This is a genomic window from Tolypothrix sp. PCC 7712 (assembly GCF_025860405.1).
GTDB lineage: Bacteria > Cyanobacteriota > Cyanobacteriia > Cyanobacteriales > Nostocaceae > Aulosira > Aulosira diplosiphon.
This window is the reverse complement of sequence record NZ_CP063785.1, coordinates 7,811,206-7,833,435: the sequence shown is the minus strand read 5'-3', so window position 1 is coordinate 7,833,435 and position 22,230 is coordinate 7,811,206. Positions and strand designations below refer to the sequence as shown.

The following is a 22,230-nucleotide window of genomic DNA, read 5'->3' as shown; positions in this document are numbered from 1 at the left end:
AGGCTTTGTGCTTTGTTATGAGCTATTTACAAAGGACGAAAGACAATTGATTAGAAATCAAGGTAGTGCAAGCCTCTGGCTTAGGGTATTAGCAGTCTCATCAATATGAGGTGAGAAAACACGCCGGGTTTGGTACGGTTACACCCACTCACTAATCAAATTGCACTTGTTACATTAATTGACAGGAACAGCAAAGTACTAGCTGAGGTCAATACGAGATAAGCACTTATTTTTAAACTTTATAAAAACCGTAGCTAGTAGTATTAATCAAGGAGATGCAACGTGAGTAACCCATCTAATCGAGTTTCAGAATTTTTTGACAGTGAATCAGAAACTACCGATGTACTCTGGCAATATGTTAAATCCTTGAGTCCAGAGGCAGTTTCTCAGTTATCAAAACCCAGTTCTCCGGAAGTTCTGCAAGTAATGGAACGCAATATTATTGGTCTTTTGGGTAACCTACCTTCGGAACACTTTGACGTTAGCATCACTACTAGCCGCGAAAGTTTAGGACGGCTTCTCGCCTCTGCAATGATTAGTGGTTATTTCTTGCGTAATGCTGAACAAAGAATGAATTTTGAAATGGTTCTTCAAGGTACTGAAACAAACAACAACGAAATTGAATAACAATGTTGTTGGGTTCATCTATAGACCTCCTACAAGCCAAAATCAGCAAAAAACATTACTCTGCGAAATCTAGATAGTATGCTGATAATTCACCCCTTATCTATAGATTGAAATAATAGCTATGATTAGGGGTAGCATACATACAATCTGAAATTTAGACAATCAGAATAGCTAGGCAAATCGAGGCAAATAAATTTAAAAATTTGTGAATGCATAATACAATATAAACTCGGCAAACATTTAGAAAAGCTTGCCGAGTTATATGTTTGCTTATTAATTTTAAATTCTGCCTTTTTTTGCTAGTTTATTCTGTACCCATCAACCATGAGTGAAACTATTTCTCTCCTCCCCCATAAAATTATTGGTGTCGCTGTAATTTGGAATGACCAAGAACAAATATTAATTGATCGTCGCCGTGCGGGAGGAGCAATGGGTGGTTTGTGGGAATTTCCTGGCGGCAAAATTGAGCCTGGCGAAACTGTTGAAGAGTGCATTAAACGCGAAATTTACGAAGAACTGGGAATAGAAATAGCAGTAGGAGAACATCTCATTACTATCGATCACACCTATACAGAGTTGCGCGTTACCCTAACTGTGCATCAATGTCGCCATCTAGCAGGTGTACCTCAAGCCATAGAATGTGATGAAATCCGTTGGGTAAATTTAGCAGATTTAGAACAGTTTGCCTTTCCCAAAGCAAATGTGCAAATTATCGCAGCGTTGAAGGCGCGATTGGGGACTGGGGACTGGGGATGAGGGAGATGAGGGAGATGAGGGAGATGAGGGAGATGAGGAAGATGAGGGGGAAATAATTTACCAATTACCCATGATCCATTACCAATGCCCAATGTCCAATGCCCAATGCCCAATGCCCCATTCCCATTACAAGTAACGATGTATGAACTGCATCAGGTTACGACCCGCAATTTTTTAAAATAAACCCAGAGACTTTGATAAAAGGTGTTAGCAGACAAATGCCTAAAACCGTTGCCGACGTGATGAGCCATGATCCGGTGGTTGTCCGATCTGAAACTCCACTGAAAGAAGCCATACAAATTCTTGCAGAACGACGCATCAGCGGATTACCTGTAGTGGATGATGTTGGTAAATTGGTGGGCATTATCTCAGAAACAGATTTGATGTGGCAAGAAACAGGTGTGACTCCTCCGGCTTACATCATGTTTCTCGATAGTGTCATCTATTTACAAAATCCTGCCGATTATGAGCGTGACTTGCATAAAGCACTGGGACAAACTGTTGGGGAAGTGATGAGTAAGAATCCGATCACTATTTCTCCTGATAAAGCTTTACAAGAAGCAGCCAGAATTATGCACGATCGCAGTGTGCATCGTTTACCAGTTTTAGATAGCGCAGGTCAAGTCATTGGTATCCTTACCCGTGGTGATATTATCCGCGCTATGGCTGCCGAGCAAGATTAGTCAATAGTTAAATGTCAACAGTCCAATATCAAAAGTCAAAAGTAATTAGTCATTTGACTTTTGAGTGCAGACGCGATTAATTGCGTCTTGGCGACGTTTGACCCTTTTTGAAACTTTAGGATAAATATAATGAGTGTTACTCCTGAGTCGGTGCAGCAATTGCTCGGTTCCGAAAATTTGGGCGATCGCTTGCGAGGTGTGAATCAAATCCGCGATTTAGAACCTGCGATCGCTTTTGAATTAATTCAAACGGCGGTTAGTGACAGCAATGCTCGTGTCCGTTACTCAGCAGTGAGTCAACTGGATACATTTGGTACACAAGATGCAGAATTATCATTGAATATATTACGCGAACTACTGAAAGACCCAGAACCGGATGTGCAAGCAGCCGCCGCAGATTGTTTGGGTGCGCTGAAACTCACATCAGCTTTTGATGATTTACAACAGCTTTACGATGCAAGTCCTGAATGGCTAGTCAAATTTAGTATCATCGCTACTTTGGGAGAGTTAGGCGATCCGCGAGGCTTTGAATTGCTCCAGCAAGCGCTCACATCTGACAATGAGTTAATTCAAACTGCTGCGATTAGTTCCTTTGGCGAATTGGGAAATACAGATGCTGTCCCACTTTTAGCGCCTTATGCCAAAAATCCCGATTGGCAAGTCCGCTACAGAGTTGTGCAAGCTATGAGTCACTTGGGTGGCGCAGATGCGAAAGCTGTATTAGAGACTATGGCTAATGATGAAGTAGAAGCGATCGCCAATGAAGCGAAAAAATCTTTGCAGGCAGTTTAATTTTACATAAACTTGTCTGAAGGGTAAAATAACAATCTTTAAGGGTACAAAATTTTTGTGCCCTTATTGTGTAGTCACATTGCCATTAATAGCCTCATAAAAAAATTCGTAGTAACTTCTTCAGTGATTACTACGAACACAAAGCTATAACACTTAATGAAAACCAAAATCGAAATTATTTTTACATATTTCTATTAATAATGATACTCCTTTTCTGTCTACAATTTAATTTTTATTTTGTGGGTAATGCTCAAGAACTAGCTTGAGCTTTGCGACGGCGAGACATAGCCATGACTGCACCTACAGCACCCAAGCCAAGTAATGTAGTTGGTTCAGGAACAGAGGCTACTGTCACACCTTTGAAACTTGCATTAATTGTTCCACCTGTACTGTATGCATTCTGTGCAGTTGTGGCATTCAGTAAAGTAGTAAAATCAATATTTCCTACTGCTTGGCTACCATCTTCAAACAATCCAGTGAAATTAAAGCTAACGTCTGTTCCTCCGAAAACAGATGTAAATGTTGGGGAAAGAATACTAGTCAAACTCAGAAGTTTAACGCCATCTGCTGCACCAACATCTATAAATTTAGAAGGTAAACTAGTATTTAAGAAACTGTAAATAGTGCCTGTGGAATCTCCAAGAAAATCTCCAGTTTTGATTCCTAATGCAATTGTTCCAGGATTAGGATTAAAGGTGATACCAGTCTTGCTAATACCAGCTACAGTGCCAGAACCGTCAAATGTAAACCCACCACTATAAGCTTGAGCAGAACTAGCAGAGGTTACTATTCCAGCAATAGCTAAAGGAAGTACAGCAGTAGCAGCTAAGGCAGAGTTGATGACTTTAGATTTAATAGCAAACATGGTGATTTAAGGTTCCTGTAAAAAGAAATTAGTTTATTAATTAGGTGTAATTCTAAAACTAGTTATGGATGCGATAAACCATCAATAAAAGAGCATTAATGCATCCTATCTTTGTCATCTAGATTAGAATTATTTTCTGAATGAATTAGGTAGAACAATGACCCTGTTGGTTTTTAGCGAGTGATTTATTTATCACTCTTACAGAATGACATAGCTGTTTACTAATACGCAAGAGCTACCGATTTATCTTGATATAAACTTTATTGATTCCATAGTGGCATTTACTAGATACGTCATTTGGTAGTCTCTAAAATTACGTAATTTTCCTGGATTAGCGAAGGTTTGGCTTCAGTATGTTTAACAAACTGCTAGTTTTCATTTTTAAAGATTTCTATACAAATTCTGTGGATGATACGCACTTCAATAACTCAGTAAAAATTGTGTTTTCTAGATGAACTCTTTTTGTCTTTTAGATAAGCTGAGTGCAAAGAACTTATAAACTATAAATGAAGACTTTGTTATGGCTAAAAAAGCAGATTTTCTCTCAAATCTATAATGTTATTAACCGGGTTTTTGTCACTAATAAAATAGGGTGGGCAATGAATGCCCACCCTACTAAAGTTTTATTGAAAGCGGCGGGAAACTCCATCCCCTTGTGGGTGGAGAGGGATAGCTGCCCCGCCGCTTGGGGCATAGGGCATAGGGCATTGGTATGTTCTTTCCCATGCCCCATGCCCAATTCCCAATTCCCAAAAACTCCATCCCCTTGTGGGTGGAGTTTTTCATTTGCTTAATCTACAGGAATCTTAGCTGCCATATATTTGCGGCCAAGTGTTCACTATAAAAACTACCACTGCAGCGATCGCTAATATTCCTTGGAGTAAATTTCCCACGACTGTACCAACGACAATTCCAATACCAGCCTTGATTGCGACTCCTAGTTGACGCTGGTAAAGGTATTCACCAATGATTGCGCCCAATAATGGCCCCATTAAAATACCTAATAGCGGCCCGCCAAAGGGTAAAGCTGGTAATAACCCGAAGAATCCCAAAAGCAACCCCACAAATGCGCCTATTTGTCCCCACTTACTAGCGCCAGCTTGTTTCGCGCCTATATAGCCTGCTAAAAAATCTACGCCAATACTCAGAAGCAATACAATCACTGTGACAATTAGCGGTATTTTAATTGCTGCAAAGGAACTGCTAACAACTCCCCAGATAATAATTGCAATTAATATTAAACTGGTTCCAGGGATGGCAGGAACTACAGCGCCGATAACACCCACAACCATCACTGCAATCAGTAACCAATAGATAATTTGCATAAAGTTTTAACTTTCTGACTCAACTTGCAAATAGGAACTGAGAGTTACAGCTAATTTATCAGCAATTCCAGATATCCAATTTTCATCTTGTTTGGTGTAACTGCGAGGTGCATTTGCTCCTAAAATTAATACACCTTGGTTACCGATAGGTTGACAAATTACCCCTTGAGTATTTTCGGGTAAATAATCAAATTCTATTTTGCCTGGATAGACTTTTAATGCAACTAAATAAACTGGTTTTTGTGTTTCTAATACCCTTTTTAAAATTGGGCCTGGTACAACCTCAGATTTAGGCGAGAGAATACCGCGACGTAACAGAACCTTACCTTGGTAAAAAACTAAGAGCGATCGCGTGACGGTGTTAGTTAATAATAAATGGGATGCCCAAGCTAGTTCTGTTTTCACGGCTTCTGGTAAATCCGCAGCCAACACAAAACCTTCCTCCCCAATCAGTTGTACAGTATCAGGCGATCGCGGTTGTACTTGCTGCCAAATTAATCCAGTTAAAATTAACACCGCACTTAGAATCACGCCCAGTACATCCCCACGGGCTTGGGATTCTGTCAGTTCCGGTGTTAACAAGCGGTTAATTAGCAAAAGTACAGCGCCTAAACAGCCAACTACTATGGGTAGACGGCGTAAAACTAGATTGGGATCGGGTTTATTCATTTGTTATTGGCTATGGGGCATTGGGCATGGGACATTGGGCAAGAAGGCAATAGGTAAGTCTCCCTTATCTCCCTCATCCCCCTCATCTTCCTCATCTCCCCTATTTATTCCTCCCCAGGTTCAATTATCCGTTGGAATAAATAACCAGTGCCACGGGCGGTAAGAATCAATTCAGGGTTGCTGGGATCGTCTTCTAATTTGGCGCGCAAACGGGAGATATGCACATCCACCACGCGGGTATCTACATGGCGTTCTGGTGTGTAACCCCATACTTCTTGCAAAATTTCTGAACGGGAAAAAGCTTCTCCGGAGCGACTAACCAATAACTCTAGTAAGCTAAATTCCATACCAGTTAGGCGAATGCGCTCATCACCTTTGTAAACTTGTCGCTTATTCGTATCAATTTTGATATTAGCAACGTGGATGACTCCAGAACTAGGAATTCCCGAAGCACTGGTTTTGTCTACCCGTCTGAGTACAGAGCGAATCCGGGCTTCTAGTTCCTTTGGGGAAAACGGCTTAACTACATAGTCATCAGCGCCTAACTCTAATCCGGTGATGCGATCGGCTACGTCCCCTAAGGCTGTTAGCATAATAATAGGGACATCTGACTCCTTACGTAGTTCTTGGCAAACACCGTAGCCATCAAGTTTTGGCATCATGACATCCAAAACTACTAGATCGGGGTCAGCTTTGCGAAAAGTTTCCAAAGCTTCTTCTCCATCACCAGCCGTCACTACATCGTAGCCAATCATGGAAAGGCGCGTTTCCAAAATCCGGCGAATGCTGGCTTCGTCGTCTACCACCAGGATTTTTTCTTTATGACTTTCCAAGTTTCTCAACGCTCCTTAACTAAAATTTTTCATGATTAATTTTTAATACCATAATATTAAGATATCATTCCATGAATTAGATGAAAAAAAGCTGTAACTACTACTATTATTGAACTTTTCTTTTCGCCAAGAATTAAGGAAAAATTAAGATTATTTAATAAGATTTAAGAATGGCAAAGTCCAAAACCTTTTACATTTGTAACGATTGTGGTGCAGAATCTTCTCAATGGTTTGGTAAGTGTCCCGCTTGTGGTACTTACAATTCTTTAGAAGAACAAATTTCTATCCAATCATCGGTCGATATACCCAGCCGAGGGGGAGTCAGTGGTTGGCAATCAGCGTCTACTAATGGCAAATCTCATAATAAGCCAGCAAAACCGCGCTCTTCCTTAACATTCGATCAAATTAGCGATCGCCAAATTGCTCGCTGGGAATCTGGCTATGGAGAATTAGATCGGGTTTTGGGCGGTGGTGTTGTTCCTGGTTCGATGGTGTTGATTGGTGGTGATCCAGGAATTGGTAAATCAACTTTACTGCTTCAAGTCTCTAATCAATTAGCGCAGAGATACCGCATTCTCTATGTCACAGGTGAAGAATCAGGTCAACAGGTAAAATTAAGGGCTTCACGCTTGGGTGTAGCAAAAGGTGTGAATGTAGTAGGAGATGAAAATACAGTTGTAGAGGCAGTAACACCTGTTCCCATAGATCCTCAAAGTGAAGTCATACCTGTTGCCATAGACAGCAACAGTATAAACCCTGACAATATAGGCGCAGATTTATATATATTGCCAGAAACCGATTTAGAAGAAATTCTCCGGGAAATAGACTCTCTTAAACCAAATGTGGCAGTAATTGATAGTATTCAAACAGTGTTCTTTCCAGCACTGACATCTGCACCTGGTTCCGTAGCCCAGGTGCGGGAATGTACAGCCGCACTGATGAAAGTGGCAAAGCACGAAGACGTGACAATGTTAATTGTGGGACACGTGACCAAAGAAGGTGCGATCGCAGGGCCGAAAGTTTTAGAACACTTAGTAGATACCGTATTGTATTTTGAAGGCGATCGCTTTGCATCCCATCGGTTATTACGAACAGTAAAAAACCGCTTCGGTGCAACTCACGAAATCGGTATTTTTGAGATGGTATCTCATGGATTGCGTGAAGTTCCTAACCCCTCAGAGCTATTTTTAGGTAATCGTGACGATCCAGCACCAGGTACTGCTATCGTTGTGGCTTGCGAAGGAACTCGCCCCATCGTTGTGGAATTGCAAGCTTTAGTCAGCCCTACTAGTTACCCCTCCCCCCGGCGCGCCGCCACGGGGATAGACTATAACCGCTTAGTGCAAATATTAGCGGTGTTAGAAAAACGGGTAGGAATTCCCATGTCGAAGCTAGATTCTTATGTTGCTTCGGCGGGGGGATTGAATGTTGAAGAACCAGCAGTAGATTTAGGAATTGCGATCGCCATTGTTGCAAGTTTCCGCGATCGCATCGTCGATCCAGGTACAGTCTTAATTGGTGAAGTCGGGTTAGGGGGACAAGTGCGATCGGTTTCCCAGATGGAACTGCGGTTAAAAGAAGCTGCGAAGTTGGGATTTAAAAGAGCGATCGTCCCCAAAGGGCAAAAATTCCCTGACCTTAATATCGAGATTTTACCAGTTTCCAAAGTAATAGATGCAATTATCGCCGCTATCCCCCATCAAGAACTCACAGAAGAAGATTTGGAACCCGATGAAGAAGAGTAACCCCACCCCAACCCCTCCCCCGAAGTTCCGATCGGAGGAAGCCTCCGCTCGGACTTCTCTCCGCAAGCGAGGAGGGGCTAAATTACTCACAAACAATCCTTCGACGATAGGAAAGTTTGGAAAATTCCTCCCCCCTCTCTGCTTGCGGAGAGGGGGGTAGGGGGGTGAGGTTCTTTCCAACCTTGACATCACACCAAAAGCAAACCCCACTATGACAACCCTCACCCAGAACTATCAAATCACTTGGGAAAAACTACCCGACGATTACAAACTCCCAGACGATCCAGTGGACAACATCAACCAACCAGCCTTAGCTGCTGCACTAACACAAAGTTTAGAACTTGCTGGTAAACTTCCACCCAACGCCCTCACACCAACAAATTACGGTATCTGCGCCACATTAAATGGCAAAATTGTCGTCAAAGCCCCAGACTGGGCGTATATTCCCAAAATTAGCGTTAATCGAGAAGATGTAACTCGCAGTTACACACCACAGCTACAGGGAGAAATTCCCTTAATTGTCATAGAATTTCTTTCTGATACAGAAGGTGGGGAATATTCCATCAAACCCACCTACCCCCCAGGTAAATGGTTTTTTTACGAATGCGTCTTAAAAGTTCCAAACTACGCCATTTTTGCACCTGATAGCGGAGATTTAGAATTTTATAGTTTAGATAATAATACTGGCAGATACGTTGTCCAAAACCCTAACGAAAACCAGCGTTACTGGATAGCCCAAATGAATCTTTATCTTGCTGTATGGCAAGGTACTCGTGAAAATCGTACCGGAAATTGGTTGCGCTGGTGGGATGAACAAGGAAATTTACTACTTTGGGGTTCAGAATTAGCTGAAAAAGAAAGACAACGCGCCGAACAAGAAAGACAACGCGCCGAACAAGAAAGACAACGTGCTGAAAGATTAGCAGCACAATTACGGGCGGCGGGAATTGAACCGCAAGATTAGATTTTTTGTAAATAATTTATAGTTGCTAGATTAGCCAATAATTTGCTAAATCTAGCAATTTTTTTGCGTTTAGCCCCAATGGGCGTTGGCTTAATGCTGGAGATGATAGCGGAAATATCAAAATTTGGCGATCGCAGCTAGTTGTACAATAACAGCGTCAAAATATTATTAGAACTGGCGAACAATAAACACAATATGAAAGCATACGAATTCCCTGCTAATGTCACCGATGAAGGCAAAATAAAATTACCTAATGCTGTTTTACAACAATTAGCAAATAACCAGCAGGTAAAAGTAATTATTCTCGTCAATGAATCCACAGAAGAAGAAGCCGCTTGGTATCGTCTTGCAGCCGAGCAATTACTAAAAGGCTACAGCGAAGATGATGTTATCTATGACATGATTTAATCTTAGGACTTGCAAACAATCAGATATCAGAAAAATGCTAGAAATTACTAAAAATTACGTCATGGATGAAAATCAGCAACCTATCGCTGTACAAATTCCTATTGCTGACTTTGAAAAAATTGAAGAAATATTAGAAAATTACGGCTTAATCAAGCTAATGGCGGAATCAGAAGACGATGAACGTCTCGCTAACGATGAAGCATGGAAATATTATCAATCATTAAAGCAAAAGAATGTGGAAAGTTGAATATACTAAAAAGTTCTTAAAAGAATTAGCAGATTTACCACAAGATGTGCAAGCTCGCATTGAACCAATCGTCTTTCAAGAACTAGAATCAGAAAACCCCTTTGATTTAGGCTATTTGCAAAAAATGAAAGGCTACGATGATAAATATAAAATTCGTGTCGGTGATTACAGAATAGGTATTAGTATTGACAAAGAGACACAAACTTTAATTTGTCAAAGAGTCGCACATCGTAAAGATATTTATAGGACTTTTCCTTGATACAATATCTGTGTAATAATCGCTCAATTAGCTTTGATATCTTTGGGTTATTGCTGACATAAACTGTATTGCTCTACAAAAATATCAGGCGTTAGCTTAACTTACCCTAGCTATGGTTCTTTAGGGAACATCAACAAATAAATTATCCCGCTTGTAGGGGCACGGCATCCACAGACTTTCGGTAATAACGATAAAATATCGGTGCCGTGCCCCTACCGATATGGTTGTTTTGTCATGATAATTTCTTTAAAGAGCAACTGTTTAGTTCTAAACACAAAAATTTTCACTAGAAACGAAAACGTTCTCACTTCAACCCAAAACGTTCTCGTTTCAAACTAGAACATTCTCACTTAAAACAAAAACGTTCTCATTTCAAACCAAAACATTATCACTGACAACCGCAAAATTTAAGCTTCTGACTTGGAGTTTTTCATTTAAAACTGAAACACCCAAGTTCAGAAGCTCAAAGTTGATGTTTTTATCTAAAAGCGCCGAGTTATAGCCTTTCCTAACCACATGAGTTATATCATAGCCCCCTCCTCGCTTGCGCTACGGTGTACACACAAGTCTTAAAATTCCCCCTAGCACTTGGTTTGGTCATCTAGGCTTAGGTTGTGCGATCGCTCCCGAAGCCTGGGAGCAGCGAGGAGGAACGACGTAGACACGAAGTGGCTTCCCGTAGGGTAGCAATCGCAAAAACCACGGGATTATGTGATTACTTCGCTGGGCTATCGCTGCGCTCGTCATGACAATTTAAGGGGTCTATAACGCCTGAAACCCTTACAGCTACCACTTGTGTGTACACCGTAGCCTCGCTTGCGGGGAGGGGGTTGGGGGTGGGGTTCTTATCCCTCACCAATAACGATAAATGCTATATCTCATAAGAGTGCGACATTTGCGGTTGCACTTTTTTCGCTTTCCGGGCAAATCTTCGCCCTAAATCATCAACCATTGAATCTAAACCAGCGCCTTTACCACTAGCCTTGGCATAGTTATATACTAGCAAACCCGCCGCATAAGCTTCACTGCCAACAGCCACAGAAGTATCATCCACCAGTTCTTGCAATTGCGTCAATGACAGCAAAATCGGATACAAAGATTCAAATAATTCAATATCTCGCCGCATTTCATCCACATCAAAAGAACGCGGTAAGAAATCAGGATTTTGTGCAGCTATTTCCAACGCCTTACTGACAAACGCGCGGCTCTTATCCCCCAGCTTCGGTAAAGCTTTACGTTCCTCAGTAGACAAATCAATCAAAAACGGTAACTTTTGCCGAATCGTACTAATAGCTTCCATCACCGCTTCTCTATCTGCTGCGGAAATCTTGGCGCTGACTTGAGTGTCTGCCATTTTACATACCCCTTGATTAGGACTAAATTTCAGTATTCCCCAAGATATTTAGGCAAATATAGTTGTTTATCACTAATTAAGACAAAAATTTTTATACCATTACATCAGTGATATCTCAGAATCACCAGCCTGGGAAAAGTCTGCTTCAGTAGGGGCGGGTTTACAGATCAGTGGTGTCAACTTAAGCTAAAAGCGATATAGGGCGGGCGTTGTACAAATACCTCGCGCCCTCATCCCCTAACCCCTTCTCCCGCAGGAGAAGGGGAACTAAATCTCTTGCTCCCTTCTCCCTGCGGGAGATGGGCTGGGGGTGAGGGCGAAACCTTGCACAAGAGCGGATTTCACGTTAAGTTGACACCACTTGTTTACAGATATACTCCCATAACTCACGACTATCGCGCTTAACCCGCCCCTACTTGGGCTATTAGCCTCTTAATTCATGATACTGTTGGCGACTATTAGCAGAAAGTTTGCAGCAATTAGGCATGAATATTGATGATTTAGGAGAATTATTGTAATTGTCGGTAAGCTAATAGACCTACAGATAGAATTGCGATCGCCTGAAAATTGTCACAATAAATGACGACATCCGTTATTTTGGGACAATCAATCCTATGGCATTTGGAATTGGCGATTTATTCTGGATTTTCCTGCTCCTCTCTTCCCTACAACCCATCTGGCAAAAGCGTCAAATAGAATATCGTCGTTTGCGCGCTTTACAAGAATTTGAGCAAGGACGTAACAGCCGGGTGATTTTATTAATTCACCGTCAAGAGTCTATCAGCTTACTGGGCATACCCTTATCACGCTACATCACCATTGAAGACTCAGAACAAATACTGCGCGCAATTCGCCTCACTCCCCCAGAAGTTCCCATCGATTTAATCTTGCATACTCCCGGCGGTTTAGTTTTAGCTACCGAACAAATCGCTAGAGCATTAATTCGCCACCCGTCAAAAGTTACCGTGTTTGTACCCCACTATGCCATGAGTGGCGGCACAATGCTGGCGCTGGCTGCTGATGAAATTGTTATGGATGCAAATGCTGTCTTAGGGCCAGTCGATCCCCAATTAGGTAATTTCCCCGCAGCAAGTATCTTGAAGGTGGTGAAAGATAAACCCATCAGCGAAATTGATGACCAAACATTAATCATGGCAGACTTGTCAGGTAAAGCCATTCAACAGGTACAGCGCTTTGTGAGGACTTTACTCAAAGACAGTATTCCTAAACAAAAAGTCAGCCCAGAAAATATTGAACCAATTATTGAAGCTTTAACAACGGGACGTGTCACTCACGACTATCCTATTACCGTAGAGGAAGCAACAGAAATGGGGCTACCCGTTACAGTTGGATTGCCCCATTCTATTTATGAACTCATGGATCTGTATCCTCAACCACAAGGAGGTAGACCCACAGTTCAGTATATTCCCATGCCTTACGATGACCGTCGGCCAATGTTACCGACACCCAAAGGCAGACCTTTAGAAGAACCAACTCAGACAAAATAAAGAATAAAGTGAATTATTTGGTTGCACCCAAACAGTGCAACTATCTTCAGTCTTTCCCATAATTGTATGAGCCAGTTAATTTCAGACTTCAGACTTTACACTTCATACTTCAAGTAACGCCTAGAGTATCTATTGAGGTGTTGCTGTAGAAGTTGGTGTCGGAGTAGATGTAGGTGTCGATGTAGGCGTAGATGTAGGTGTCGATGTAGGCGTAGATGTAGGTGTAGATGTAGGTGTCGATGTAGGCGTAGATGTAGGTGTCGATGTAGGCGTAGATGTAGGTGTAGGTGATGCTGTTGGTTTTGCTGTCGGTTTTGCTGTTGGTTTACCAATAGCATTTTTAGCTTCTGTATTCAGCTTTTGGCGGAAGGCTAAATCAGCAATTCCCGTTTCTTGTAGCTGAAATTTTTTCTGAGCTTCTTTAACAGCAGCTTCTGTCTGAGGCCCATAAAATTGATCCCGGGGTAGGGGGGTTTTGGGTTTAACTACTGCATTTAAATTGGCTTGCAAAATTTGTATTATCTGTGCAGCCCAATCTTGAGTTTTTGGGCCTGCTATCCCATCTACGCCTAATTTGTAGCCCTTTTGAAATTCACTGATTGCTTGTTTTGCTTCATTATCCGTTAAGGCTGCATTATTGACGGTGATTTTATAGCCTAAACCATGAAGCACCGCACGAAATTGCTGCGGTGTATAGTTACGCTGACGCGCAGCAAAAGAAGTGCTTGCAGACACTACACTTGCTGTAACTAGGCAAGCAGTAACAATGGTAACGCTTGATTTTCCAAAGCCACACCACATAAATTAAAACTCCTTTGGTTTAAATCAGCAGAATATATTAGTAGGACTTACGCAAGTGTCATATTTTTTTCGTTTGGGTTTGTCCAGGGTCAAATGTCAAGAGTCCAAAAAACCTAAATTTTTGACCCTTGACCCTTGACTCTTGACTCTTATCCCAGAGGATCACTGTGCCAGTTGCGTAAGTCCTGATTAGGTTAACAGGTGTATTTTAAGTTTCTTGAACATCTGTTTTCTTAATTATTAATTATTTTTGATTAAAAATACTTTTATTGGTTAAGTTAATTAATCTTTGATGATAAATTTTCATCATTCTCAGGAAAGATTTTTAACTACCACTCCTGCCATCTAGGAAAGCTCAAAAATTACAAGTAGGTCTATGTTAAAAATTGTCGTTATGACAAGACGCAGGTGAGCCACTGCGGTAGACGAGTTCCACAGCATAAAGCCAGTGGCGCACCATAAGGACAGAAGGCAGAAGAGAAGAGGGTTTTAGGTAACTTGACTTTTCGTTACATACTGCGGTTGATTTGCACCATTCTACTTATAATTTAAAAACTTATAGCCAATTACTGTATAATTCAACACTAAAAAAATGGCTAATATCAAATCTTCCCAGAAGCCACAACTTTACTTTGAAAAAGTTATGGCAATTACAGCCACAGCAAATTTATGCTTAGTTTTGTTTAATTTGAGTTACGTACCTTGGCGAGATTTTTACTACAGAAAATTACCGCAAATTACCCAAATTTATGACCCAATTAAAGGTATTGAACCCCACCGAGAAACGAAAAGCTACCTGCAAGCAGTCACAGCATTAGAAGAACAGGTAAGCCAGACAGGGTTACAGTCACCTCAAGTCCAAACCAAGCTAGAAGAAATTAGCCGTCTCAGCACGGAGATAGTTGACACCAACCCCTTTGCCGCAGTTGGTAAGAGTGGTACCTTAGAAAAAATCAAAAACCGAATGCGCGATCGCGTCGGTCAAGAATCAGCCAAGCAAGCTTTTAGAACTTTTTGGAGCCAGCAATATTTATCGCAAAAGGGCTGGAACCCAGAAATTAATTTTTTTAAACAGAAGATTCGCCCTTTAATTGCTGGTAACTACTATCGCCGCATAGGTGAAGATGGCGAATTACTAGATAATTTTTGGTTAATTGATTTACCATTTGTCGGTTTATTTGCGCTGGAGTTATTAGTACGTAGCTTTTATATCAGACGCAGTCATCCCGGTTTTAGCTGGTTAGATGCTCTGTTATGGCGTTGGTACGATTTATTATTACTGTTGCCGTTTTTGCGATGGTTGCGAGTTATTCCCGTTGTCATCCGCCTCGATCAAGCGCGGTTAGTAAATTTACGTCCAGTATGGCGGCAAATTAACCAAGGAATTGTCGCCAATTTTGCCGAAGAAATCACCGAAATTGTGGTGGTGAGAGTCATTAATCAAATTCAGGGATCAATTCAACGTGGGGAATTTACTCGCTGGCTGATGCAACAAGAGAGTCTACGTCCTTACATAGATATAAATAATGTCAATGAAGTAGAAGCGATCGCAGGTTTATTAGTACAAACCGTTGTTTACCAAGTATTGCCCAAAATTCAACCAGAAATTAACGCCATTTTGCGTCACAATATCAACACTGCCTTACAGCAAGTACCTCTGTATCGCAACTTGCAAACTCTTCCAGGTGTAGGACAAGCCCAAACTCAAATTAGTGAGCAGTTAGTAACCCAAATCACAACTAGTCTATATAACGTATTAGTGAGTGCTGTAGAAGATCCCGTTGGGGCAAAACTCACCAGTCAATTAGTCCAAAGCTTCAGCCAAGCCCTAGGTACAGAAGTCCAAAACAAACAAGTACTTTCCGAAATTCAGAGTTTACTATCTGACTTTTTAGAGGAAGTCAAACTGAATTACGTTCAGCGCTTATCTCAAGAAGATATAGACCAAATTCTCCAACAAACCAGGCAGTTACGCACACAAGTACCATTCCAACCAATCACAGGTAGTAGTGCAATAACAGCCCGGGAAAAGTCAGGGAGATGAGGGATTGGGGACTGGGGACTGGGGACTGGGGATTGGGGAAGATGAGGAAGATGAGGAAGATGTAGACGCTTTGCGGCTTCCCGAAGGGTGGGGGAAATAATAAATGCCAATTACCCATTACCCATTACCCATTACCCATGCCCCATGCCCTATCCCCATATAATAATTTCTTCCTACTCCCTCCAAAAGAAATGCGCTAAACTCAGATTAGGTCGAACCATATTTGGTTCGTAACAAGACTTCTTGGAAGATATCCCTATCGCAGGAAGTGGGTCGATGCCCACTTTTTTTATTGGATTTTCGCATGGCTCATCCTTTAGTCCCACAAATTATTGATTTGGCAACACCAGTGGCAGAAGAACTGGGATTGGAAGTTGTTAGTGTGGTTTTTCACACTAACCAACGTCCACCAGTGTTGCGGGTAGACATTCGCAATCCTCAGCAGGATACTGGTTTAGATGATTGCGAGCGGATGAGTCGAGCTTTAGAAGCTTCTTTAGATGCGGCGGAGATTATTCCAGATGCTTATGTCTTGGAAATATCTAGTCCCGGTATATCGCGACAACTGGTGACAGACAGGGAGTTTATTTCTTTTAAAGGATTTCCTATCATCGTTTCCACTTCTCCACCCTACGAAGGACAGCAAGAGTGGACAGGTCAGTTGATTCGCCGGGATGAGCAAACGATTTTTTTAAACCAAAAAGGTCGTGTAGTCGAAGTTCCCCGTGCCTTAATTACTAAGGTGCAGCTGGATGAGCGCCGATAACCTAGAGGTTAAAGGCTAGAGGCTAGAGGCTAGGGGCTAGAGGCTAGAGGCTAGGAGCTAGAGGCTAGGGACTAGAGTAAAACTTTTCTCTAATCCTTAATCTCTAATGTGTTGTTTTCACTACCTAGTCCTGAATTTCTAGCCCTTAGTCCTAGTCCCTAGCCTTTTCCATCCTTGATTTTTAAAGGAGATTACTTATGTCAATGGTTACTTTACCTGGATTAAAAGATTTAATTGAAAGTATAAGTCGTGAGCGTAATTTACCTCGGTTGGCTGTGCAATCAGCAATTAGAGAAGCTCTGCTCAAAGGTTATGAACGCTATCGTCGTGCCCAAAATTTGGAGCGCAAACAATTTGATGAAGATTATTTTGAGAATTTTGAAGTAGAACTCGATATTGAAGAAGAAGGTTTCCGGGTACTTTCAACTAAAACAATTGTCGAAGAAGTTAGTAACTCTGACCACCAAATCTCTCTAGATGAAGTACAACAAGTAGCGCCTGAAGCTCAGTTGGGAGATTCTGTAGTCCTTGATGTTACCCCAGACCAAGGGGAATTTGGCAGGATGGCGGCGATGCAAACTAAGCAAGTACTCGCTCAAAAACTGCGGGATCAACAGCGCCAGATGGTACAAGAAGAGTTTCAAGACTTAGAAAGTACGGTGCTGCAAGCAAGAGTTTTGCGGTTTGAGCGACAATCAGTAATTTTGGCTGTTAGTAGTGGTTTTGGTCAACCAGAAGTAGAGGCGGAATTACCAAAACGAGAACAGCTACCTAATGATAACTATCGAGCTAATGCCACCTTTAAGGTATATCTCAAAAAGGTTTCTCAAGGTCAGCAACGTGGCCCGCAATTATTAGTTTCTCGCGCTGATGCAGGCTTAGTAGTATATTTATTCGCCAATGAAGTACCAGAAATAGAAGATGAAGTGGTGCGAATTGTCGCGGTAGCACGAGAAGCCAATCCTCCTTCTCGTTATGTCGGCCCCCGGACTAAAATTGCCGTAGATACTCTCGACCGTGATGTAGACCCAGTTGGCGCTTGTATTGGCGCACGGGGATCGCGGATTCAAGTGGTAGTGAATGAATTACGTGGTGAAAAAATTGACGTGATTCGCTGGTCTCCAGACCCCGCAACATACATTGCTAATGCTCTTAGCCCCGCACGAGTAGATGAAGTCCGCCTCATGGATCCAGAAACGCGGCAAACTCATGTGCTAGTGGCGGAAGATCAGCTGAGTTTGGCTATTGGTAAAGAAGGACAAAATGTCCGTTTAGCAGCCCGTTTGACAGGATGGAAAATTGATATTAAAGATAAAGCTAAATATGATCAAGCTGCAGAAGATGCTAAATTTGCTGCTGCTCGTGCTAAATACCAAGCAGAGCAAGAGGAAGAAGATGAATATGAATATGAAGATGAGGATGAATCCGATCTACCAGAACTAGAAGATAGCAATCAAGAAGACTTAGAATTAGATGATGACTCTTTTGACCATAACGATGACGAGTAGTTTATTAACATCCAGTTATTTAAGTAACAACACTTTGATAAGATGTATTAATAATTGCTTCGTATTTCAGGGTTAGGATAAGCAAAAATAGAAGATTAAAGCATCTATGCTCAACCAAACTGCTGAGGTGAGGTAGCAAAAAATTCATGAAACCGAATTATCGGCGTTGTGTGAGTTGCCGCCAAGTAGGCTTAAAAGAAGAGTTTTGGCGGATTGTCCGCGTCTTTCCATCGGGAAAGGTACAATTAGATGAGGGCATGGGGCGTTCTGCTTACATCTGTCCACAGACGAGCTGCTTGCAAGCCGCTCAGAAAAAAAATCGACTAGGGCGATCGCTACATGCAACAGTGCCAGAAACACTGTATCAAACATTGTGGCAGCGTCTAGCCAATAGCAATACCCAAAATCAAATTTTAATTTAAGAAATTTGTGACGGTAATCCCTAGAGTAATTGTGCCAGAAGCCGAACTAGCGCTAGTAACACAGTCTCTGTTGATTGCTGGGGTTAGTGTCAAAATAGTAAATGGGTGTAGTTGACAAACGCCTCTTTTACAATTAAGAGAGACGAAGTAATACTCCCAACAAGTTTTACTCGATTGTGTTGTGGAAGACTCAGAATCAGCAAAACAAAAAACTACAAAATGGCAACCTGGTAGCGCTCAAGCGCAGTTCGGCATCCAGAGCACCTATAAAGATTTTTTATTTAAAAAGCTTTTATGGGTGCCCAGACATCATGATTACTGGTGGGGATGCCAGCAATGAACCGAGACATCTCTCTTTCCTGATTGGAGGCACCGACAAAATCTAAACGGCAACCAAAAAACAGTAGTCAAAGGATGGAGATGTCACAAACCAGGCAACCATCCGCTAAAACTGTAAATTAAAGGGGAAGAGTGGATGAACAACGGCAAAGTTAGAATCTATGAATTATCAAAGGAATTAAATTTGGATAACAAAGAGCTATTAGCAATATGCGACCAGCTCAATATCGCGGTCAAAAGCCATAGCAGTACAATTTCAGATTCGGAGGCAGAACGCATCCGTTCCGCTGCAGAAAAATTCGCAGCAACGAATGGAACGCCTAAAAAAGACACAGGCCTCAACACACATCAAGCAAATGGGCCACAAGCTGGCTCTCGCAATCGACCTGCACCACCACCTCACAAACAACAAATTTTGGAAATTCGTAAACCCAAAATATTGAGAAATCCTAACTCTAACGCCCCAGAGGCATCAGTTACTACTAATACCCCATCTGCTTTGTCTGAAGCTAATCCTCCTTCACCTCCAAAGCCCTTCGCTACACCAGTCTCACCCATGCAGCCGACGGCACCAACTCGACCCGTACCCCGGAATCAATCTGAGACCCCACAGCAACCAGCTGTTAAAAATGCGGATACAACGCCTAATGCCCAACCGAAAGAAAAAATAGTTGGGGAAAAGCCAGAAAAACCAGTTTCAGCTAAACCGAGGCCAGAGAAACCGCAAAAACCTCAACTAGTTGCGCCACCAGCCAGACCAGTATCTGAAGCACCAGAGACCGAGCCTCTGAGTCAGGCAGACAAACCAATTCTCAAACGCGAACGCCCCAAACGCGGCGAAGAAGAACGCGAGCAAATTAAGCCCAGGGCGGCCAAACCAGGCACAGATCCAACAGCACAGCCTACACCACAAAAACAGGCTCGTGCTACACCCGGCCCAGTTAAACCGGAACAAAGAGGAAATCGTGCTCCTGGTGGAGCACCATTCGCCGATTCTCAAAGACCCAGCAGACCAGTTCGTCCCAGCGAATCTGTAGCAGCAATGCCTATTGCTACGCCACCCAGACCCATGCAAGGCGGAGCAGGGAAAGCAGCAGCAACAACAACACTGGATGAAGCGATTCCTGCTGATATCCTTGATTTGAAACGTCCCACACCACCTCGTCCATCCAAAGGTGGTAAAAAGTGGCAAGAAGAAGAAATAATTGATGAAATCAAAGAAAAGTCTGGCAAGGCTGGTGTTAAAGGTAAGCGAGTCAAGCCACTTTTAGATGATGATTTTGAGGAAGACGATTTACTGGATGAAGAAGGTCTGGAAATTCCAGCTACAATCCAGGTCAGCCTTTCCATCGCTCGTCCTCCCAAACCAAAAGCTACGCGACCAACACAACAACCTGCAATAGCTGTTGCTAGCCCTACCACTAGAGGGAAAAAGTCTGCTGCTACCAATCGCGACCAAAATCGTCGTCAAGAAGTAGAGACTAAGCGGGAACGTCCAGAAAAATTGGTGGTAACTGGGCCAATGACAGTGCAGGAACTGGCTGACGCTTTAGCGATCGCGGATACAGAGATTGTGAAAATCCTGTTCCTCAAAGGTATGGCAGTGAGCATCACCCAAAATCTGGATGTGCCAACTATTACCTTAATTTGTAACGATTTAGAAGTAGCAGTTGAAACCGCCGAACCAGAAGCAGAAGCCCGCAAAGTCACAGAAATGCTGGATCTGGCAGACATGGAAAATCTCCATCGCCGTCCACCAGTGGTGACCATTATGGGTCACGTAGACCACGGGAAAACCACCTTGCTGGACTCGATCCGCAAAACCAAAGTGGCCGCTGGCGAAGCTGGGGGGATCACTCAGCATATTGGCGCATACCATGTGGATATCGAACATGAAGGTAAGCCACAGCAAATCGTCTTCCTCGATACCCCTGGTCACGAAGCATTCACCGCTATGCGGGCCAGAGGAGCAAGAGTCACAGATATTGCCGTTTTGGTAGTAGCTGCTGACGATGGTGTACGTCCGCAAACCATTGAAGCCATCAGCCACGCTCAGGCTGCGGGAGTGCCCATTGTTGTAGCCATTAACAAGATTGACAAAGAAGGCGCACAACCAGAGCGGGTAAAACAAGAACTTACCAACTACGGTCTGACAGCAGAAGACTGGGGTGGTGAAACAATTATGGTTCCCGTGAGTGCGATCAAGGGAGAGAACCTCGATACACTTCTGGAGATGATTCTGCTAGTTGCAGAAGTTGCCGAACTATCTGCTAACCCAGACCGAGCTGCGAAAGGAACTGTCATTGAAGCACATTTGGATAAAGCCAAGGGCGCAGTTGCTACCTTGCTGATTCAAAATGGCACCCTGCATGTCGGCGATATGTTAGTCGCTGGCTCCGCATTTGGTAAAGTGCGGGCAATGGTCGATGACAGAGGTAGAAGAGTAGACATTGCTAGCCCTTCCTTTGCTGTCGAAGTCTTAGGGTTGAGCGATGTACCAGCCGCAGGTGATGACTTCGAGGCTTTCGAGAACGAAAAAGAAGCACGCGCCCTAGCCAGCGATCGCGCCGACAAACAACGTCAATCCCGACTCTTACAGGGACGCGTTACCCTCACAACCCTGTCAGCTCAAGCACAAGAAGGCGAGTTGAAAGAACTCAACTTGATCCTGAAAGCAGACGTACAAGGTTCCGTGGAAGCGATTGTGGGATCGCTCAGACAAATCCCGCAAAACGAAGTTCAAATCCGGATGCTGTTAGCAACTGCTGGCGAAATCACCGAAACAGATATCGACTTAGCTGCTGCTAGTAACGCCGTCATTATTGGCTTCAACACCACCTACGCTAGTGGAGCCAGACAAGCTGCTGATGAAGCTGGTGTAGATGTGCGGGAATACAACATCATCTACAAACTCCTCGAAGATATTCAAGGAGCCTTGGAAGGTCTGTTGGAACCAGAATTGGTGGAAGAACCCCTGGGTCAAACCGAAGTCCGTGCTGTCTTCCCAGTTGGTCGCGGTGCGGTTGCTGGTTGTTATGTACAATCTGGCAAACTAGTCCGTAACTGCAAAGTGCGGGTACGTCGTGGCAATAAGGTAATTTACGAAGGCGTTCTGGACTCCCTAAAACGGATGAAAGAAGATGCGCGCGAAGTCAATGCCGGTTATGAATGCGGTATTGGCATAGATAAATTCCACGATTGGGCTGAAGGTGACATCATCGAAGCTTATCAAATGGTAACTAAGCGTCGCACCCTGACAATGACAAAGTAGTGCTGAGTCTACTAGTGCTGAGTTCTAAGTAAAAGCTCTGAGTT

At 42.8% G+C, this 22,230-nt stretch carries 22 protein-coding genes; 15 read left to right on the top strand and 7 right to left on the bottom strand.

Annotated features, from left to right (window positions below):
* Positions 1 to 282: 282 nt before the first annotated feature.
* From HGR01_RS31805 to nblB, 4 genes are all read left to right on the top strand, one after another.
* A complete protein-coding gene (locus HGR01_RS31805) occupies positions 283 to 627 on the top strand; it encodes a DUF760 domain-containing protein (RefSeq protein WP_045868264.1) in 345 nt (114 codons plus the stop codon).
* Between the two features lie 324 nt (positions 628 to 951).
* Positions 952 to 1,383: an 8-oxo-dGTP diphosphatase MutT gene (gene mutT / locus HGR01_RS31800; protein WP_045868265.1), complete on the top strand. Its 432-nt coding sequence runs from the start codon at positions 952 to 954 to the stop codon at positions 1,381 to 1,383.
* A 218-nt stretch (positions 1,384 to 1,601) separates the two neighbouring features.
* Complete coding sequence (locus tag HGR01_RS31795) at positions 1,602 to 2,066, top strand: CBS domain-containing protein (protein WP_045868266.1); 465 nt, start codon at positions 1,602 to 1,604, stop codon at positions 2,064 to 2,066.
* A 129-nt stretch (positions 2,067 to 2,195) separates the two neighbouring features.
* Entirely contained in the window at positions 2,196 to 2,858 is a 663-nt protein-coding gene (gene nblB, locus HGR01_RS31790) for a phycobilisome degradation protein NblB (RefSeq protein WP_045868267.1), read from the top strand.
* Between the two features lie 250 nt (positions 2,859 to 3,108).
* On the opposite strand, the gene HGR01_RS31785 is transcribed toward nblB, so the two are convergent.
* The 5 genes from HGR01_RS31785 to rpaB form a co-directional block, all read right to left on the bottom strand.
* The gene (locus HGR01_RS31785; RefSeq protein WP_045868268.1) at positions 3,109 to 3,723 is read right to left on the bottom strand and encodes a PEP-CTERM sorting domain-containing protein; all 615 of its coding nucleotides are present in this window, start codon (positions 3,721 to 3,723) and stop codon (positions 3,109 to 3,111) included.
* A gap of 550 nt (positions 3,724 to 4,273) precedes the next feature.
* On the bottom strand, positions 4,274 to 4,456 hold the full coding sequence (locus HGR01_RS31780; protein ID WP_155538990.1) for a hypothetical protein: 183 nt from the start codon (positions 4,454 to 4,456) through the stop codon (positions 4,274 to 4,276).
* 73 nt (positions 4,457 to 4,529) lie between these two features.
* A complete protein-coding gene (locus HGR01_RS31775; protein ID WP_045868269.1) occupies positions 4,530 to 5,048 on the bottom strand; it encodes a DUF456 domain-containing protein in 519 nt (172 codons plus the stop codon).
* A gap of 6 nt (positions 5,049 to 5,054) precedes the next feature.
* Positions 5,055 to 5,717 (bottom strand): cofactor assembly of complex C subunit B, encoded by a 663-nt coding sequence (locus HGR01_RS31770; RefSeq protein ID WP_045868270.1) that lies wholly within the window; start codon positions 5,715 to 5,717, stop codon positions 5,055 to 5,057.
* A gap of 104 nt (positions 5,718 to 5,821) precedes the next feature.
* Positions 5,822 to 6,550: a response regulator transcription factor RpaB gene (gene rpaB, locus HGR01_RS31765; RefSeq protein ID WP_045868271.1), complete on the bottom strand. Its 729-nt coding sequence runs from the start codon at positions 6,548 to 6,550 to the stop codon at positions 5,822 to 5,824.
* 170 nt (positions 6,551 to 6,720) lie between these two features.
* Here rpaB and radA point away from each other — a divergent pair, with 170 nt between their 5' ends.
* The 5 genes from radA to HGR01_RS31740 all read left to right on the top strand — a co-directional run bounded on the left by radA (position 6,721) and on the right by HGR01_RS31740 (position 10,173).
* The gene (radA, locus tag HGR01_RS31760; protein WP_045868272.1) at positions 6,721 to 8,295 is read left to right on the top strand and encodes a DNA repair protein RadA; all 1,575 of its coding nucleotides are present in this window, start codon (positions 6,721 to 6,723) and stop codon (positions 8,293 to 8,295) included.
* Between the two features lie 211 nt (positions 8,296 to 8,506).
* Entirely contained in the window at positions 8,507 to 9,259 is a 753-nt protein-coding gene (locus tag HGR01_RS31755) for a Uma2 family endonuclease (RefSeq protein ID WP_081583894.1), read from the top strand.
* 195 nt (positions 9,260 to 9,454) lie between these two features.
* Positions 9,455 to 9,667 carry a hypothetical protein gene (locus HGR01_RS31750; protein WP_045868274.1) on the top strand — a complete coding sequence of 71 codons (213 nt, stop codon included), beginning with the start codon at positions 9,455 to 9,457 and terminating at the stop codon, positions 9,665 to 9,667.
* A 34-nt stretch (positions 9,668 to 9,701) separates the two neighbouring features.
* Positions 9,702 to 9,914 carry a hypothetical protein gene (locus tag HGR01_RS31745; protein ID WP_045868275.1) on the top strand — a complete coding sequence of 71 codons (213 nt, stop codon included), beginning with the start codon at positions 9,702 to 9,704 and terminating at the stop codon, positions 9,912 to 9,914.
* On the top strand, positions 9,901 to 10,173 hold the full coding sequence (locus tag HGR01_RS31740) for a type II toxin-antitoxin system RelE family toxin (RefSeq protein ID WP_045868276.1): 273 nt from the start codon (positions 9,901 to 9,903) through the stop codon (positions 10,171 to 10,173). Before HGR01_RS31745 ends, HGR01_RS31740 begins: the two co-directional genes overlap by 14 nt.
* 871 nt (positions 10,174 to 11,044) lie before the next feature.
* On the opposite strand, the gene HGR01_RS31735 is transcribed toward HGR01_RS31740, so the two are convergent.
* A complete protein-coding gene (locus HGR01_RS31735; RefSeq protein WP_045868277.1) occupies positions 11,045 to 11,527 on the bottom strand; it encodes a hypothetical protein in 483 nt (160 codons plus the stop codon).
* Positions 11,528 to 12,141: 614 nt separating this feature from the next.
* On the opposite strand from HGR01_RS31735, the gene HGR01_RS31730 reads away from it, so the two are divergent.
* Positions 12,142 to 13,035 (top strand): SDH family Clp fold serine proteinase, encoded by an 894-nt coding sequence (locus HGR01_RS31730; RefSeq protein WP_045868278.1) that lies wholly within the window; start codon positions 12,142 to 12,144, stop codon positions 13,033 to 13,035.
* 129 nt (positions 13,036 to 13,164) lie between these two features.
* On the opposite strand, the gene HGR01_RS31725 is transcribed toward HGR01_RS31730, so the two are convergent.
* On the bottom strand, positions 13,165 to 13,836 hold the full coding sequence (locus HGR01_RS31725; protein WP_045868279.1) for a peptidoglycan-binding domain-containing protein: 672 nt from the start codon (positions 13,834 to 13,836) through the stop codon (positions 13,165 to 13,167).
* 592 nt (positions 13,837 to 14,428) lie between these two features.
* Here HGR01_RS31725 and HGR01_RS31720 point away from each other — a divergent pair.
* The 5 genes from HGR01_RS31720 (at position 14,429) to infB (ending at position 22,186) form a co-directional block, all read left to right on the top strand.
* On the top strand, positions 14,429 to 15,880 hold the full coding sequence (locus HGR01_RS31720; protein WP_096621895.1) for a hypothetical protein: 1,452 nt from the start codon (positions 14,429 to 14,431) through the stop codon (positions 15,878 to 15,880).
* A 304-nt stretch (positions 15,881 to 16,184) separates the two neighbouring features.
* Entirely contained in the window at positions 16,185 to 16,646 is a 462-nt protein-coding gene (gene rimP, locus HGR01_RS31715) for a ribosome maturation factor RimP (protein ID WP_045868894.1), read from the top strand.
* Between the two features lie 197 nt (positions 16,647 to 16,843).
* Positions 16,844 to 18,154 (top strand): transcription termination factor NusA, encoded by a 1,311-nt coding sequence (nusA, locus tag HGR01_RS31710; RefSeq protein WP_045868280.1) that lies wholly within the window; start codon positions 16,844 to 16,846, stop codon positions 18,152 to 18,154.
* Between the two features lie 146 nt (positions 18,155 to 18,300).
* Positions 18,301 to 18,576: a YlxR family protein gene (locus HGR01_RS31705; protein WP_045868281.1), complete on the top strand. Its 276-nt coding sequence runs from the start codon at positions 18,301 to 18,303 to the stop codon at positions 18,574 to 18,576.
* A 475-nt stretch (positions 18,577 to 19,051) separates the two neighbouring features.
* Positions 19,052 to 22,186 carry a translation initiation factor IF-2 gene (gene infB, locus HGR01_RS31700; RefSeq protein ID WP_045868282.1) on the top strand — a complete coding sequence of 1,045 codons (3,135 nt, stop codon included), beginning with the start codon at positions 19,052 to 19,054 and terminating at the stop codon, positions 22,184 to 22,186.
* Positions 22,187 to 22,230: the final 44 nt, after the last annotated feature.